Genomic DNA, 15,308 nt, shown 5'->3' on the forward strand with positions numbered 1-15,308 from the left:
ATTTTCATGTTTTGTGATTGTTTTTTGGCTAGTATATAAAATTGTATACAAAAAACAGTGATTCAAGACGAAATTCAGCGCAGTTCGCAGTGCCTCTCTCACATTAAAACCACTGCGACCCGACAAACGTTATCAGGATTTTAAATATGCGTAGATTACCGCCGGTGTTATTTGAAGATGGATGCTCTAGAGAATTAGTGTCTCTGATCCGTACACTTTTGGCAGCCTGTAAAGAGATTTCATTCCGAGTAGGACAGGGTGCACTATCAGGTGTGTTAGGTTCAACCTTAGATGAAAACATCCAAGGTGAGACCCAGAAAAAATTAGACGTCTTATCGAATCAGTTAATCAAAGATATCTTGTTAGAATCTGGTTACGTCAAAGCAATTGCTTCTGAAGAAGAAGATTACACTGTCGCAGGCGATCCAAACGCAAAGTATATCGTGTCATTTGATCCACTAGATGGCTCTTCAAATACGGATATCAACTCTTTAGTCGGTACCATATTCTCAATTATGGAAGCCCCTGAAGGCTCAGATGCAGCCGATCCAGCTATTTTTATGCAACCCGGTAAAAACCAAGTTGCAGCAGGCTATGTACTTTATGGCCCTTCAACAACACTCGCTTTGACCACAGGTAAAGGCACGCGTATCTTTACGCTAGACAAAACCCATGGCAGCTTCTTATTAACTGAAGACTTCGCCAAAATCCCTGAAGATACACAAGAATTTGCCATTAATGCATCCAATCAGCGTCATTGGCAACCGGCGATGAAAGACTACATTGCAGACGTATTGGCAGGTACTGACGGCCCTAGAGGTAAGAACTTCAACATGCGCTGGATTGCAGCCATGGTTGGCGACGTACATCGTGTGCTTTGTCGCGGTGGTCTATTTACCTACCCAGCTGATACTAAGAATCCAGAAAAGCCTTACAAACTAAGATTACTTTACGAAGCAAACCCTATGGCCATGCTTGTCGAGCAAGCTGGTGGCTTAGCACACACTGGTGAGCAGCGCATTCTAGACATTGAGCCGAATGCAATCCACCAGCGAGTGGCGGTGATCCTAGGTTCAAAAAATGAAGTCGAAACTTGCTTGAATTACCACAAGTAAGTTAAAGCTAGAGGTCAATCTAGCAGCGCTAATAAGCGGGTTAGTTTGACCTTATCTACTCCCCCCATGACATCTGGGTCAGACAATGCGTAAAGACTCCCCTCTAACTCTCCTACAAGGTACTCTTTACGCTGTAACAATACACTAGCCCATAGCTCCAATTCTGACATGCCTATCTCGTCATCTATGACTCGTTGCAGCACCAGCTTAAAAGTCATTGCCGATAAACTATAGATACCGACCTGTTGCTCAGCATTTAACATGATTGAAATTGCCTCATCTCGATGTGTACCAAACTCGGCAAAGCTTGCAACGGCTTCTAAATAATTCACTATACCTCCTCTAATTTGACCTAACTCGCTTTAGCAATATCACTTTGAGCGCCGCTCATATACGCCAGCAGTTGTGCTTTATTGACCTCATCTATCGCAACATCTGCAATGGTTTGCCCCTCGAATAATATAACTGCACGATCGCACAATACATCTACCTGACGTAAGTTATGACTAATTAACACAATGGCAATCCCTTGCGAGCTCAATAGCCGGATCAATGACACTAAACGTGTACATTGCTCTGCCCCCAATGCGGCTGTAGGTTCATCCATGATAATAATATCAGCTCCAGCATACACAGCTCTAATGATGGCGATAGCCTGCTTTTGCCCCCCAGATAACGAGCTGACTGGCGAGTGAATATCAGCCACCGCCATCCCCAGTCGCAGTAATAGCTTTTGTGCTTTTCTTGACATCGCTTTTTTATCCACCCATCCCAGAGCACGTAAAAATCGATTTCGATGTACTATTTCACGGTTCAAAAATAAATTTTCGACAACACTGAGCTCTTGCACCAAAGCTAAATCTTGATGCACAACAGCCATGCCCGCTTTTTGAGAAGCGCTGGGTGAGCTTAACCTCTGCGGCTTTTTCCCGATGTTTATCTGTCCACTATCTGGTTGCGTTAGCCCAGCGAGTATTTGCACGAGTGTAGACTTGCCAGCTCCATTATCTCCCAACAATGCAACGACCTCCCCTCGATTAATCGTAAAATTAACCCCTCTGAGCACATCAAAACCATCATACCTTTTACATAGTCCACTGACATTTAACGCGATTTGGTCCAAAGCAGATCGTTTCATCACTTTTTCACCTGTGCCGTCATAGCAACGGCCATAATTAAAATTGCTCCTTTGACCATCATTTGCTCATTACTTGAAAAGCCGCTGAGGATCAGAGCATTATTAATGGCACCGATTAACCATACACCGAGTACAACACCGAAAATATTCACACGCCCTCCCAGCAGGTTACCTCCTCCTATGGCTACCGCAGCTATCACCACCATTAAGTCAGACTCACCAATTGAGTATCGAGCACTTTGCATTCTAGCGCCATACAGCACCCCAGCGAAGGCACAAAACGCCCCACATAAAGTCATTGCCATAATCCGTATTCTCGATACCTTAAGGCCCATACGATATGCAGCAGATTGATCTGTGCCTACCGCGACTAAATGGCTTCCAAAACGTAATTTAGCCAGCACAATTTGTGCAACCAGTGCACTGCCTCCTAACCACAATATAAGATTAGGCACCCCCAATAAGGCACCATGACCAAACAACTCGATAAATTGAATATTTACAATAGGGAGGGATTGCAGCCCAGAAAGCTGTCTTGCGATCCCCGTCAGTAGCCCAAGTACACCTAAGGTGACAATGAGAGAATGCACCGCCAAATGCTCACATAAATAGCCATTAAATGCGCCAATAGCAGCCCCTAATAATATCGCTACAATAACTGCGATGATGGCGCCATATTGTGGCAATAACCATGCTGTCACCAAACCGCATAGAGCGACCGTGGCACCTATCGATAGGTCAATGCGCCCGGCAGACAAAGCAAAACTCAGCCCAATCGCCATCACGACTATAGGTGCTGTTTGCACAAAAATATTCAAAAAATTTGTGACAGTAAAAAAGGCCGTATCCGATAATGTAATCGCAAAAATGCATAGGGAAAATGCGCACGCATAATACACTAACGAATGCCTATTGAGCTTACTGATCATCATCACCTCTATCGGATATAGGGTTGACGGATATCGGCTGTCGGAGCGCGGTTTGCAAAATAGCCGGAAGCGGTGTTTGAAATGCGAGATGCCATGAAGCTTCGATATTTTGGCGAGTCACTAAATTATAACTGACTTGAGTATATTGTGGCGTAGTGTCTCCAATCACAGCGCCCGCGCCAATTCTGGCCATATGGGTCCCTATTTCAAAAGGGCGGTCTGATACCGTGCCATACATATTGCCATGTAATGCCATATCAATCAGATTATTTGTACCAAGGTCATGGGTGATTACTTTAATATCTTTTCGATTGGCAATTCTTAGTGCCTCAATCACCCCTTCTGCAGCCGCGTCCCAAGATACATAAATCGCTTTAATACTTGGATTTTGAATAATCATGGCCGCTGTCAGCTGCGCTGTTTGACTTTTTTTGACAAAACCTTTTTTTACGCTTAGCTGTATTTCACTATATTGTTTAAGCGCCTGCACAAAAGCATCATCACGTTGATTAGTAATATAGTAATCTGCATCATGAAAAATCATCCCGACTTCCCCTCGGGCGGCGACGGCTTGGGCAACTAATTTTGCAGCGGCTTGCCCCATTCCCTTAATGTTGACGCCCACTAAGCCAGCATAATCTTCACCATGACTAAAACCAATAATTGGGTTACTCAGCAGCACCAACTGCGCTCCTGCTTTACTTAGACGTAAATAGCTTGGCTTTGAACTTAAGCCATCAATGCTCAGGGATAGCACGATATCAGGCTGTAATACTGATAAAGTCTCTAAATCACTTATCTGCTTCGCGGGATCATAATGTGCCTCGGTTACTGCCAGTAACTCTATACCCAAACGCTGGAACTCTTTTTTGGCGCCCGAGGTGACCGCATTTATCCAAGGGCTAGAGCCATGCCATGCCATAACCGCGGTGAGTTTTGCCTTTTTTACTTGTGCTTCTTGCTGTTGAGATAAGAGATATTCGGCACTGTCTTTCGCCAACGCCACGAAACTCATAGCAAAAGAGCACATCCAAATGGCTATTAACTGCCAATGAAAATACTGGCCCCAGTCATTCGAAATTGGGTAGCGGCGCTTCACAGCATAGTTCCTTTAATGAAAACCTGAATACGTACATTTGATCAGCACTCTGATGTTTGTCAAATGATATTACTTACCCTACGACGATGAGACCTCGGCATACACCTTTTAAACTATTCGAAAATAATGCTATGTGTAATAAGATAGGCACTCTTAAACATGGTATCTATATGCATAAATTAAAAAGGGATCACAGTGAAAGGGTCAAACGCTAAACAAAATAAAGCCGTTAACTTACGTTTAGTTTTGACGCAGATTGTGACACTTGGCCCCATTTCGCGCGCTGATATTGCACGAAATACGTTACTGACCAAACAAACAATTACAAACATGGTCGAAGAGCTGATCGCGATTAACCTCGTTGAAGAGATGGGCATAAAGCGTTCTGAAGGGGCTGGAAAACCTTCTAAAATGCTGTGTCTAAATAAACACGCTGCGTTTACTTGCGCTATCCGTATTACCTCAGAACGATTAGAGTTGGGACTGTATTACCTGAATGGTGAATGCCATAGTACTATCACTAAACAACTCACTTCCCCACTGAGAGCGACAGATATTGGGCATGTGTTAGAACAGTTTATTGCGACAAATAATATCAGCATACAAACGGTTTTGGCTGGCGGCCTGTCAGTTAATACCAGTCAAGGAGATGCAATATCTCAACATCAACTAAACCAGACACTGCAAGCTCAGCTAAGTGAGCTACTTCATTTTCCTATCGCTTTAGAAAGTACCGCATCAGCATGTGCTGCATATCAAATGTTATTCGGAGAAGCACAAACCCTTCATAATTTCGTCTATATTCATATTGGTAACAAAGTGGAGGCTGCGATTGTATACGACAGGCAAATCATGCTTGGTCAAAATGGCTTAACAGGCGCCATAGGCGATATCTTTGTTACGCCGGAACACAATGAAAAAACGGGAGAGCTTGGCACGCTCAATGAATTCTCCTCTATTGACTCCCTAGCTACTTTTGTTGCAAATAGTCCTGAAGCTGCTATTCCCCTCAATGCGCTGGATCCATCAAAACATGTACGATGTGCAGCCTGGGTAGCCCAAGCCATGGAGCCACTTAGAATAGCTATTCACACTCTGGAATCTGTGCTCAATACGCAAACCATCATTATAGGTAGTGACCTCAGTGAAACATGTCTGGATAAGCTGATATGCACACTCAGACCTTTTATTCCCTCTATTGCTCAACTAGGCAAGAGAGATATCGTCAGGCTCATTAAAGTGCCGAATATCAACAGTATCGCTTTATCTGGCGTGGCCACACTACCTTTGCATGCTGCATTGAGTAATAAAAATATGCAAACGCTCTACATGCCCAAACTGTTTCAAGGTACTCCATTACAAGAAAGTGTTTTTCTTCGCCAGTATTAATACCGATAATCGTAGTTAGCAGCTGGTAGTGATTGGAACATCTTCTAACACACCCCACTCACTCCAGGAGCCATCATATACCTGCAGCTTTTTGTAACCACATTCAGTTGCAACTAAAGCTAAAATACATGCGGTGATCCCGGAACCACAGCTAAACTGTAAGGTGACATCATATGACATAGCACCTAATGTCTTCAGTTGCTTTCCAATCTCCTCGATAGGTCGCAATAACCCTTGCTCCGTCAGCAAGCTGCTGTAAGGTAAATTCACACTATTTGGGATATGACCCTGACGCATCCCCGAACGCGGTTCAGCCCCTTTCCCTGCAAAGCGTGTCGCTCCTCTGGCATCAAACAGCAAGGTATCAGGGCAATCGATGCCAGACAAAACCGTACGTTTGTCTATAAAATAGTGCGGTTGAGGGTCTGCTGTAAAATCACCTAATGCCTGAGCACACGCATACTCGTTCACAGTCTCAAAGCCACATATTTGCCAATACTTTAGCCCGCCATCTAAGACAAAGACTTGATCAAATCCCATTGACCTAAACATCCACCAAGCTCTTGCTGCGCTAAATAAACCCTTGTCATCATAAACCACGATCGTATCGCTATGATTAATACCGAGTTGACGTACTTCTGCTTGGAACACATTTGATGAACACATCATGTTAGGGAAAGCACTTTCATGGTCGCTAAAGGTATGGCTGATGTCAAAGCGCAGCGCACTAGGAATAATTGCTTTAGGTTGGTAAGTTCCCTGCTCACCGGGCTTTATTATCCCCGCATCAAGAATGATCAATTCTTGAAGATTTTCATAAACCCACTGACTGCTTTTTAAGTTTTTTGCCATTTTCGAACACTTATTTAATTACTTCCGGTTAAATTCCAATACAGCAAACGCTATACTAGGGCGCTTTAATGTATATCGCAAATATAATGTATGGGTAGTAAAGTCATTGTTTCAGGTCAAGTAAACGGCGCTATTTTAGCCGTTTTACCAAAATTTATCGGGGATGCCATTAATACCCTGCCAGCCTTGGAACTACTAAAAACCCTGTACCCTAAAAAACATATATACGTTTTAGGTAGGCCATTTATGGCCAGCTTATTTTCTCGTGCTGAGCAATATGGCGTAGAGTTCATAGCAGACAAACGTCATTGTCATGATGAGCCGCACACCATTCTAAAAATGGCAGGTCTACTCAAGAAGCACAATATCTCAGTTGCAGTATTGTTTAGAGGCTCTTTACGTGACGCATTGCTGCTAAAACTTGCCAGTATCAAGACAGTCATCGGCTACGCACAGAATGCTCGAAGCCCATTATTAAGTCATGCATTAAAACTCAACCCATGTGAACATTATATTTATCGTTATTGCCAGCTGGTCAACGAGCCCCATGGCAAGCCCTTTAAAACCTTTAGTAAACCCGCCCTTACGCCCAAAGCATTACAGCAGCCGCTTAAAGGTAAGCTAAAAATAGCACTTTATCTTGGTGGGACAATAAAAGGACACCGGTGTTACCCTCATGATTTATCACTCGCGTTACTCAAGCGATTAAGTGCACATCAAGATATACACCTTTACTTATTAGGTGATGACGCTGAGCGAGATGAGATGGAATTGCTCACACAAGAAATCGATCAGCAAAGTAACTCAGTGACGAATTTAGCAGGTCGCATGACACTGGACATATTAATCGACACAATTGGTGATATGGATGCGATGATCTCCATTGATTCTGGGCCAATGCATATTGCAGCAGCTTGTAACACCCCCTGTGTTGCCATCATTGGTCAAGGCACATCTCCTTGGTCTATCGTCGCGCCAAAACAACACAACCTGATCGCACTTCATCACCAGTCAATGTCATTATTTGAGTCACAAATGATAAGAGATATTTCGCCAGAAGCCATCAATCAAGCGCTCTTTAAACTTATCAAATAAGGCTTTAGCACCTTACACTGCTTTGTGATATTGGCCTAACCATTGTGTGAAATCATCTGCTTTTAAAGGCCGACTCAAATAATAACCTTGTGCATAATCGCATTTCATCTCTTCCAATAGTTTCAATGACTCTGCATCCTCTACGCCTTCGGCGACCACAGAAAACCCGAGTTGGTGACCCAAGCTGATCGTTGAGCGGACAATACATTGATCTTGATGTGACCCTGCCAACTTTAAGATAAATACCTTATCGAGTTTCAATTCATCAATTGGTAGCATTTTAAGTCGTCCCAAAGAGGTTTGCCCAACACCATAATCATCCAGCGAAATATGCACGCCGATTTCTTTAAGTGCAATTAACGCGGCTATCCCTTTTTCCTCATTTTCTATCATATCCCGCTCAGTCAGCTCAATCGTGATCAGGTTTGCTGGTACAGAGTAAGTACTTAACATGGCCTGCAAATGAGGTATGAAATCGATATCAGCAATATCTTGAGCGGATACATTAATGGCCGCTTTCATCGTTAAACCTTGTGCTGTCCAAACCGATATTTGCGATATAACCGTTTTCAACACCCATTGAGTCAAATCAACGATTAAACCTGATTGCTCAGCTAGATCGATAAATAACTCTGGAGACACCCAATCCCCATTGGTCCGCTTCCAACGGATCAAGGATTCAACCTTATCTACCGCGCCCGTACGCATATTTAGTTTCGGTTGATATGTCATAAAAAGTTGACCGTCATCTGCAACCAATGCTTGCTTTAGTTCATCAACGATTTCAAGCCGTTCCAGATAAGCTTCATCTTCTCCAGTTTGATAAAAATAGACATCTTCTACACCGTGAGAAGCATTATCAGCCGCGATCAAAGCCCGTCGTATACTGTCGTCAGCATTATCTGCTTGTTCAGGGATGTGGATCACACCCACACTAAAACGCAAATTGATATCAAAATTATGAACGGTATAACTGGGGGTCAATTTATTTAAGAAGTTATCTACGCATTGCGCCATAGTCGAGTCTGGTTTCGCTAAGAGGACGGTTAAGAACTCATCTCCACCCAGTCTGACATTCAGCCCTTCAAAATCGGCTGTGACCTGCTCAATACGCGCTGCAACCGCTTGTATACAGCTATCACCTATGCGAGGTCCTAACTTGTCATTGATGTGCCTAAGTCCTTTAATATCTAACACCAACAAATAGTAAACTTGCTCGGTCGAAAACAAGGCATCCAAGATAGGTAACGCTGAAGTACGATTGTAAAAACCAGTCAGTACGTCGTGACTTGCTTGATAGCGAATTTTCTTCTCACGAGCTTGAATGTCATCTCCCATCTCATGAAAGGCATCAACCAGTTGGCAAATTTCTTTGGTTGGACGGGTTTCATGGACTTGCGCATTATAATCGCCTTTTGCAAATCGCCTTGCCATAACCGTCAGCTGCTGCAGAGGCGTTGCTAAATTTCGTGCTAAAAAGCCACTGGTGACAAAACCGAATAGCATGGTAATACATGAGAGAAAAACAATGGTAAGTACAAGTTGATCAAACTCCTCATATTCAGCTCGTAGATCGGCACTGAGCACCAAACTAACAGGCACTTTCGTTAATGATGGGAGCGCTACTTCCGCGTTCACATACAAAGGGTATTCACCTAACCAGCGACTAATTTTCTGCTCATGAAGGTAGGCAAATAAATCACGATCTTCAGGCAATTGAATAGAACTGGCTTTCATGCGCTCACCCTGACTGATAAAGCTCATCTCCATCCCTGTTAGGCCTTTCAATTGCTGCGCAATTGGCTCATCAACGACAAAACCCACAATCGTAAATGCGATGGTTCTTGGCGCTTTGACTGGTAGAATAATGGCTTGATATAGTTTTTTATCCAAAACCACAAAAGCCGAACGCTCCTGATGAGCCAATAACTCTTTAACCAAAGGCCTCATATCCTGAGGTAGCTCAAGTTGATTTTGGTTAGTGGAAATCAACTTACCTCGCATATCCAATAGCAGCATCAGTTCAGCATTGATCCTTTGACTATGATTAAATAAAACACTGCTGATTGTAGATGCATCTCTCGTTGCAACAGCTTGCTTGAAACCAAAGTCTTGAGTTAACACTGAAGCAGCTGTAACCAATAGTCGCTCACGCGCCACCAAATACTGTTGATAAACGCTTTGCGCCTTTTGAATATCTTGCTGAACTTGACGCTCTTTAAACTCACTCGTCGACCACCAAAAGCCCGCAAGACTGGCTACTGCGGTGATCAGTACGAGACCGACACACAGTACAATAATTCGGTTTTTAAAACTTGTGCCCATAATGTTCCTTTACCATACCTATGAGTAGATAATTCAGACAAAATAAACCCGCCCCAAATAGTTGAATTATCTAAAGCTCTCATTGATACACTGTTATGGCTAATCCAATTTACAGACCGTTGTACTTGATAATATCTTTCAATTGTTTCATCACTTGCTACCGTTCTGTATGCGTTTACCGTTAATAAAACGATTTTTGTTCTTAAAATATAGCTGAACGCCACAAAATCGTATGTACCAAGTGCGCAGAAAAAATAGGAATGAGCCACTTAAGATTACTTTGTATTCTTAAGTAAAAGTGACTTAGAAAGGAAAAGCAAGGAATTGCACGACGAATGCCTAACAATAACTTAAGCAGCTGATTGTTAGGCACCTTTGGGAGGCTAATTAGTCTACAAGACCATATTGCTCATCAAGAATAGAGATGACTTCTGCACGAGGATCTTGAGGGATAACAAGCTCGTTACCCACAATTTTACTCGCAATGCCAACATAAGTGTTAGACACAGACATCATAACGTCTTGCGGTAACTTGTAGGATTGCGCTAAAGACTCTCTTTCAGGCATGCGATCTTTATTCAGTAATACGTCACTGTCAGGCACATTGTTTATGAGTAATTGGCGGAAACCTTCTTTCGAGTTTTCAACAATCTTACCATCTCGATAGGCTGGTCCATCCCAAATACGAGAAGAGTCAGGCGTACCAACTTCATCAATATAAATCAATCGAGTTTCACCATCTGAATCTTCAACATAACCAAACTCAAACTTAGTATCGACAAAAATCTGATCCAGCTTATTCAATTCTTTAGAAATAAGATTAAAGCCATCACTTAATAACTGCTCATAACGTGTGACATCGTCAGTGGATTTAAAGTTAAATGCATCAAGGTTATCTGTGATGTTTTTACGCGTAATGTTTACGTCATCTACTTCTGGCACATCTTCCACACCAGAGATGATACCTTTAGTTGAAGGCGTTATCAGCACTTCTTCCAATTTCTGATGAGCCTGCAAGCCTTCTGGTAGCTGAATACCACAGAAATCTCGAATACCTTTGCTGTAATCACGCCACATGCTACCTGTTATATATTGTCTCGCGATTGCCTCAACTCGAACGGTACTTGCTTTACGAACGATCCACACGTATGGGTGAGGGATATCAACAATGTGATTTCCGGCAAGGCCTGCTTCATCAAACAACTTGAACCAATGGGCTGCAACACTATTCAACGCAATACCTTTGCCTGGCACACCATTTAAACCGTTTTCACCTTGCCAGATACAGTCAAACGCAGAAATTCGATCAGAAATAACCATGATCGCAAGCTCTGTTCCTTTTGGAACATCATAGCCTTTTTCTTCGATTAATCTGGCGCTGTCTTGGTCGGTTAACCAATAAACCGAACGTACTTTACCACTATGTACCGCACCTTTAGTGCGAATTGGTAGATCGTCATTGACGTCTAGAACTTTGTAGCTACTCATTGTATCTCCATAGAGAACGGCTGCATCTTGCTAAAGGACGCATAATACAGAGGGGGTTAGAGGGTGGTATGATAGTCGAGCACAACAAAAATCACAATTGTTTAACGCATTACACGACCAACCTAGCGAAACTTAGTTTAGTCTAAGTACATTCTAAGATAATATGATTGAAACTCGGTACTCAGAGATGGTTACATGATCCAAATATCAGATCTCACGTTTAGCTGGCCGGGCCAATCTACCCCGACGCTAAAAATCAATAACCTACATATAAAAAAAGGCGAAAAGCTATTTTTGCACGGCCCCAGTGGCAGTGGAAAATCAACCCTGCTCGGCCTACTGGCAGGCATTCATACTGCGCATCATGGCACAATTGAAATTTTGAATGAAAACCTGACTGCACTGAATGATGCCAAAAGAGATAAGTTTAGAGCTGACCATATTGGTACTATTTTTCAAAACTTTAATTTACTCCCTTACTTAAGTCCTATTGAGAATGTGTTGCTGGGGTGTAATTTTTCAAAGCGAAGACAAGCTAATTTAAAAGCTATCAATATCACCGCTGAGGCACAGGCATTAAAACTGCTCAATGAATTAGGTATTGATGAAGACACTCAACATCGCTCTGTGAATGAGCTAAGTATAGGTCAACAACAGCGAGTTGCGGCAGCACGCGCCTTCATCGGCCAACCTGAACTCATCATTGCAGATGAACCCACTTCTGCTTTAGATGCAGATAATAGAGATATCTTCATTAAACAACTTTTTGAACAGGCCGAACAATATCAAGCGACCATCTTATTTGTGAGTCATGATGCTGGTCTTGCATCTTTATTTGATAGAAAAATCAGTTTAAAAGACATAAATGGAGCGAGCCTATGACATTAATTAATCTCGCCTTTAAAAGTATCATCAATCGAAAAGCCAGCGTACTACTGACATTATTTACCATTGCAATTAGTGTCATGCTACTGCTGTCAATAGAGCGAGTCAGGCAAGAAGCGAAGCAAAGTTTTAGTAGTACAATCTCTGGCACAGATTTAATTGTTGGGGCACGCACCGGAGATATTCAGCTGCTGCTATCCAGTGTTTTCAGAATCGGCCATGCAAATAACGGCTTATCTTGGCAAAGCTATGAATATATCAAAGCACAAAAAGGCGTTGCATGGACTATCCCAATAAGTTTGGGCGATAGTCATAAAGGCTTTTCTGTACTGGGTAGTGACGAAAACTATTTCGAACATTATCGCTATGGTAGTAAACACTCCCTCAGCTTCAAGCATGGCCGGCCTTATCACAATGCACAGGAAGTCGTCATAGGCAGTGAAGTGGCAAAACAACTCCACTATCACCTAGGTCAAGAAATTGTGGTCTCACATGGCATGGGCAACACCAGTTTTCATCACCATGATGATAACCCATTAGTGATTGTTGGTATCCTAGAGCCGACAGGTACCCCTGTCGATAAAACATTACATGTCCCGCTTAAAGCAATTGAGCAGATGCATGGTCCAAAGCACACTGGTACACAATTCATCGGACGAAAAAACCACGACCACGACCACGACCACGACCACGACCACGACCACGACCACGACCACGACCATCATAGTCATAATAATGAAGCTCTAAATAGTCAACCAGGAGACTTAGTCGGTAAACCAAAACAAATAACCGCATTTTTAATGGGTTTTGATTCGCCTTTGTACACTTTGCAAGTCCGTCGCAATATCAATACTTATGAACCTGAGGCGCTTTCAGCCATTATGCCGGGTGTGACTCTACGAGAGCTGTGGGGCATGCTTGATATTGTCGAGAAAATCTTAATGCTATTTTCAGGGGTTGTTGTGTTGATAAGCTTACTTGGTATGTTAACAACATTATTGTCCTCACTTAACCAGCGACGCAGGGAACTTGCAATTCTGAGATCAGTCGGGGCACGGCCACACCACATATTTGCTTTAATGACCAGTGAAGCCGTTCTAATTACTGCACTCGGATGTGTGGTAGGCCTTGCTCTGTTTTACACACTCATTTTTATAGGCAAAGGTCTATTGCAAGCTCAGTTTGGTATTTCTATCACATTATCCATGCTCAATAGCTATGAACTGCTCTTGCTAGGGGTTATTATGATGTCAGGTACAGTTATCGGCGCGATTCCTGCTATACGTGCGTATTTTTACTCACTCAATGATGGCATGAGTATCAAAGTTTAAGAGGTTTTTATGTTTTCAACTCGATTAGCACCTTGGTTTATAATCATAGCTACGGTGCTTATGTCTTTATCCGTTATTGCGGCGCCACCAAAAGAGATTTTTTGGGACGATTTAATTCCTGAGGGTCATGAACAGATCAGCAATCAAGAAGCTGCTAATCATGATGGCGATGATAAAAATTGGGTACAACCCGATTTAGACGCCCCCGTTGTCAAAGCACTAGATGGTAAAAGTGTCAGCTTGCCGGGCTTTGTTGTGCCGCTAGAAGGAAATAGCGAAGTTATCACTGAGTTTTTACTCGTACCTTACTTTGGCGCATGTATCCATGTTCCACCGCCACCGCCAAACCAAATCGTACACGTAAAGATCAAAAATGGTGTACCAATTGACAGCTTGTATGATGCTATAACCGTAACAGGCACGATCAAAGTAGAAAGTCATAAAAGTGAGCTTGCCCAAACGGGATATACCATGAAAGCGGTAGGAGTTGCCCCCTTCGAGCTTTAATTTTTCAAGGAGGAAGTCAATATACTTCCTCTTTTCCCACAAAACGCTTCCACATTGACCTTCCGATCACGACCACTTACTTCCGATAATACTGCTCACTTTGAAACTAACGTTCAATTTGTGCTAGGTGATTAACGTGCAAAATGTAACGATAACGAGCGAAGCGAGTACGTTCAATTTGCGCAAGGTGAAACAAGCCGTTTTAGCTGCTGCCGAGGAAATCTTGAGTTTGTTTTGTCGGCGGTGAAGGTTGCTCCCTTCACCTTGCGCTTATCGTGCAAAAGGCTAGCGACAGCGAACGCAGTGAGTACGCTCTTTTTGCGCAAGGTGATTAACGTGCAAAATGTAACGATAGCGAGCGAAGCGAGTACGTTCAATCTGCGCAAGGTGAAACAAGCCGTTTTAGCTGCTGCCGAGGAAATCTTGAGTTTGTTTTGTCGGCAGTGAAGGTTGCTCCCTTCACCTTGCGCTTATCATGCAAAAGGCTAGCGACAACGAACGCAATGAGTACGCTCTTTTTGCGCAAGGTGATTAACGTGCGAAAGGTTTATGACACAGCGCGGAGCATTGCCATTCTTTTCGCGCAAGGTGAAATAAGCCGTTTTAACTAAACAAAGTCAATACACTGCCATCAATCTCTATCATGTTCTCTCTATGTCATTCCGGACTTGCTCCGGAAACCATATATTAGGCAAAAAGAAATGGATCCTGAAGCGATATATGGACTCCACCACATCTCACATACAGTGTAATGTGGTGGAGTCCGTATATCGTTTCAGGGTCTATAGTGCAAATTGCCAAAGACAATGAACGCAGTGAGTACGCCCTTTTTGTGCAAGGTGAAGTGAGCTATTTTAACCGTTGCTAAGGGACTGTATTCAAAAGGAGTAAAGAGTTAAAGCAGTGAAGGCTGGCCCCTTCACCTTGCGCTAATTCGTCTCTTTATCAATGTGCATGACCTCTACAATATTCGAGACGATTTAGCACGAAAAAACCCGCTGCATTTCTGCAACGGGTTTGACGTACATGGATGTACTAATGTCGATTAGATTCATGGATGAATGCTGTTAATCGACCTTTAATTGCCCGGGGCAACCTTTGCTGGCAATGTCCTACTTTCACATGGACGAAATGAGACCGAAGCGAAGCTTCGCA

13 protein-coding genes are annotated in these 15,308 nt (G+C 43.0%); 6 read left to right on the forward strand and 7 right to left on the reverse strand.

Annotated features, from left to right (window positions below; all coding sequences use genetic code 11):
• Positions 1-146: 146 nt before the first annotated feature.
• A complete protein-coding gene (locus N473_RS19710) occupies positions 147-1,115 on the forward strand; it encodes a class 1 fructose-bisphosphatase (protein ID WP_039612096.1) in 969 nt (322 codons plus the stop codon).
• A gap of 14 nt (positions 1,116-1,129) precedes the next feature.
• Here N473_RS19710 and N473_RS19715 read toward each other — a convergent pair whose 3' ends face one another.
• The 4 genes from N473_RS19715 to N473_RS19730 are packed head-to-tail and all read right to left on the reverse strand — an operon-like array spanning position 1,130 to position 4,281.
• Positions 1,130-1,447 carry a hypothetical protein gene (locus N473_RS19715; RefSeq protein ID WP_063369407.1) on the reverse strand — a complete coding sequence of 106 codons (318 nt, stop codon included), beginning with the start codon at positions 1,445-1,447 and terminating at the stop codon, positions 1,130-1,132.
• 20 nt (positions 1,448-1,467) lie between these two features.
• On the reverse strand, positions 1,468-2,253 hold the full coding sequence (locus N473_RS19720) for an ATP-binding cassette domain-containing protein (protein WP_063369408.1): 786 nt from the start codon (positions 2,251-2,253) through the stop codon (positions 1,468-1,470).
• A complete protein-coding gene (locus N473_RS19725) occupies positions 2,253-3,185 on the reverse strand; it encodes an ABC transporter permease (protein ID WP_063369409.1) in 933 nt (310 codons plus the stop codon). The genes N473_RS19720 and N473_RS19725 overlap by 1 nt, the downstream gene beginning before the upstream one ends.
• Positions 3,172-4,281: a substrate-binding domain-containing protein gene (locus tag N473_RS19730; protein WP_231099605.1), complete on the reverse strand. Its 1,110-nt coding sequence runs from the start codon at positions 4,279-4,281 to the stop codon at positions 3,172-3,174. Before N473_RS19730 ends, N473_RS19725 begins: the two co-directional genes overlap by 14 nt.
• 195 nt (positions 4,282-4,476) lie before the next feature.
• Here N473_RS19730 and N473_RS19735 point away from each other — a divergent pair, with 195 nt between their 5' ends.
• Positions 4,477-5,670, forward strand: a complete 1,194-nt coding sequence (locus N473_RS19735; RefSeq protein ID WP_063369410.1) for an ROK family transcriptional regulator — start codon at positions 4,477-4,479, stop codon at positions 5,668-5,670.
• Positions 5,671-5,685: 15 nt separating this feature from the next.
• On the opposite strand, the gene N473_RS19740 is transcribed toward N473_RS19735, so the two are convergent.
• Positions 5,686-6,522, reverse strand: coding sequence for a sulfurtransferase (locus N473_RS19740; RefSeq protein ID WP_063369411.1), 837 nt, complete (start codon positions 6,520-6,522; stop codon positions 5,686-5,688).
• Positions 6,523-6,612: 90 nt separating this feature from the next.
• Between N473_RS19740 and N473_RS19745 the strand changes: the two genes are divergently transcribed.
• On the forward strand, positions 6,613-7,617 hold the full coding sequence (locus N473_RS19745; RefSeq protein WP_063369412.1) for a glycosyltransferase family 9 protein: 1,005 nt from the start codon (positions 6,613-6,615) through the stop codon (positions 7,615-7,617).
• Between the two features lie 12 nt (positions 7,618-7,629).
• Here N473_RS19745 and N473_RS19750 read toward each other — a convergent pair whose 3' ends face one another.
• A complete protein-coding gene (locus N473_RS19750; protein ID WP_063369413.1) occupies positions 7,630-9,942 on the reverse strand; it encodes an EAL domain-containing protein in 2,313 nt (770 codons plus the stop codon).
• A 387-nt stretch (positions 9,943-10,329) separates the two neighbouring features.
• Positions 10,330-11,430, reverse strand: a complete 1,101-nt coding sequence (locus tag N473_RS19755; RefSeq protein ID WP_063369414.1) for a phosphoribosylaminoimidazolesuccinocarboxamide synthase — start codon at positions 11,428-11,430, stop codon at positions 10,330-10,332.
• Between the two features lie 195 nt (positions 11,431-11,625).
• On the opposite strand from N473_RS19755, the gene N473_RS19760 reads away from it, so the two are divergent.
• The 3 genes from N473_RS19760 to N473_RS19770 are packed head-to-tail and all read left to right on the forward strand — an operon-like array spanning position 11,626 to position 14,153.
• Positions 11,626-12,312, forward strand: coding sequence for an ABC transporter ATP-binding protein (locus N473_RS19760; RefSeq protein WP_063369415.1), 687 nt, complete (start codon positions 11,626-11,628; stop codon positions 12,310-12,312).
• Positions 12,309-13,646, forward strand: a complete 1,338-nt coding sequence (locus N473_RS19765) for an ABC transporter permease (protein WP_063369416.1) — start codon at positions 12,309-12,311, stop codon at positions 13,644-13,646. Before N473_RS19760 ends, N473_RS19765 begins: the two co-directional genes overlap by 4 nt.
• A gap of 60 nt (positions 13,647-13,706) precedes the next feature.
• Positions 13,707-14,153, forward strand: coding sequence for a DUF3299 domain-containing protein (locus tag N473_RS19770; RefSeq protein ID WP_231099606.1), 447 nt, complete (start codon positions 13,707-13,709; stop codon positions 14,151-14,153).
• Positions 14,154-15,308: the final 1,155 nt, after the last annotated feature.

This window comes from Pseudoalteromonas luteoviolacea CPMOR-1 (assembly GCF_001625685.1).
Classification (GTDB): domain Bacteria; phylum Pseudomonadota; class Gammaproteobacteria; order Enterobacterales; family Alteromonadaceae; genus Pseudoalteromonas; species Pseudoalteromonas luteoviolacea_K.

Coding starts and splice junctions, on each gene's coding strand:
- N473_RS19710 (WP_039612096.1), top strand. CDS start 147: ATGCGTAGATTACCGCCGGTGTTATTTGAAGATGGATGCTCTAGAGAA.
- N473_RS19720 (WP_063369408.1), bottom strand. CDS start 2,253: ATGAAACGATCTGCTTTGGACCAAATCGCGTTAAATGTCAGTGGACTA.
- N473_RS19725 (WP_063369409.1), bottom strand. CDS start 3,185: ATGATGATCAGTAAGCTCAATAGGCATTCGTTAGTGTATTATGCGTGC.
- N473_RS19740 (WP_063369411.1), bottom strand. CDS start 6,522: ATGGCAAAAAACTTAAAAAGCAGTCAGTGGGTTTATGAAAATCTTCAA.
- N473_RS19745 (WP_063369412.1), top strand. CDS start 6,613: ATGGGTAGTAAAGTCATTGTTTCAGGTCAAGTAAACGGCGCTATTTTA.
- N473_RS19750 (WP_063369413.1), bottom strand. CDS start 9,942: ATGGGCACAAGTTTTAAAAACCGAATTATTGTACTGTGTGTCGGTCTC.
- N473_RS19755 (WP_063369414.1), bottom strand. CDS start 11,430: ATGAGTAGCTACAAAGTTCTAGACGTCAATGACGATCTACCAATTCGC.
- N473_RS19760 (WP_063369415.1), top strand. CDS start 11,626: ATGATCCAAATATCAGATCTCACGTTTAGCTGGCCGGGCCAATCTACC.
- N473_RS19765 (WP_063369416.1), top strand. CDS start 12,309: ATGACATTAATTAATCTCGCCTTTAAAAGTATCATCAATCGAAAAGCC.
- N473_RS19770 (WP_231099606.1), top strand. CDS start 13,707: ATGTCTTTATCCGTTATTGCGGCGCCACCAAAAGAGATTTTTTGGGAC.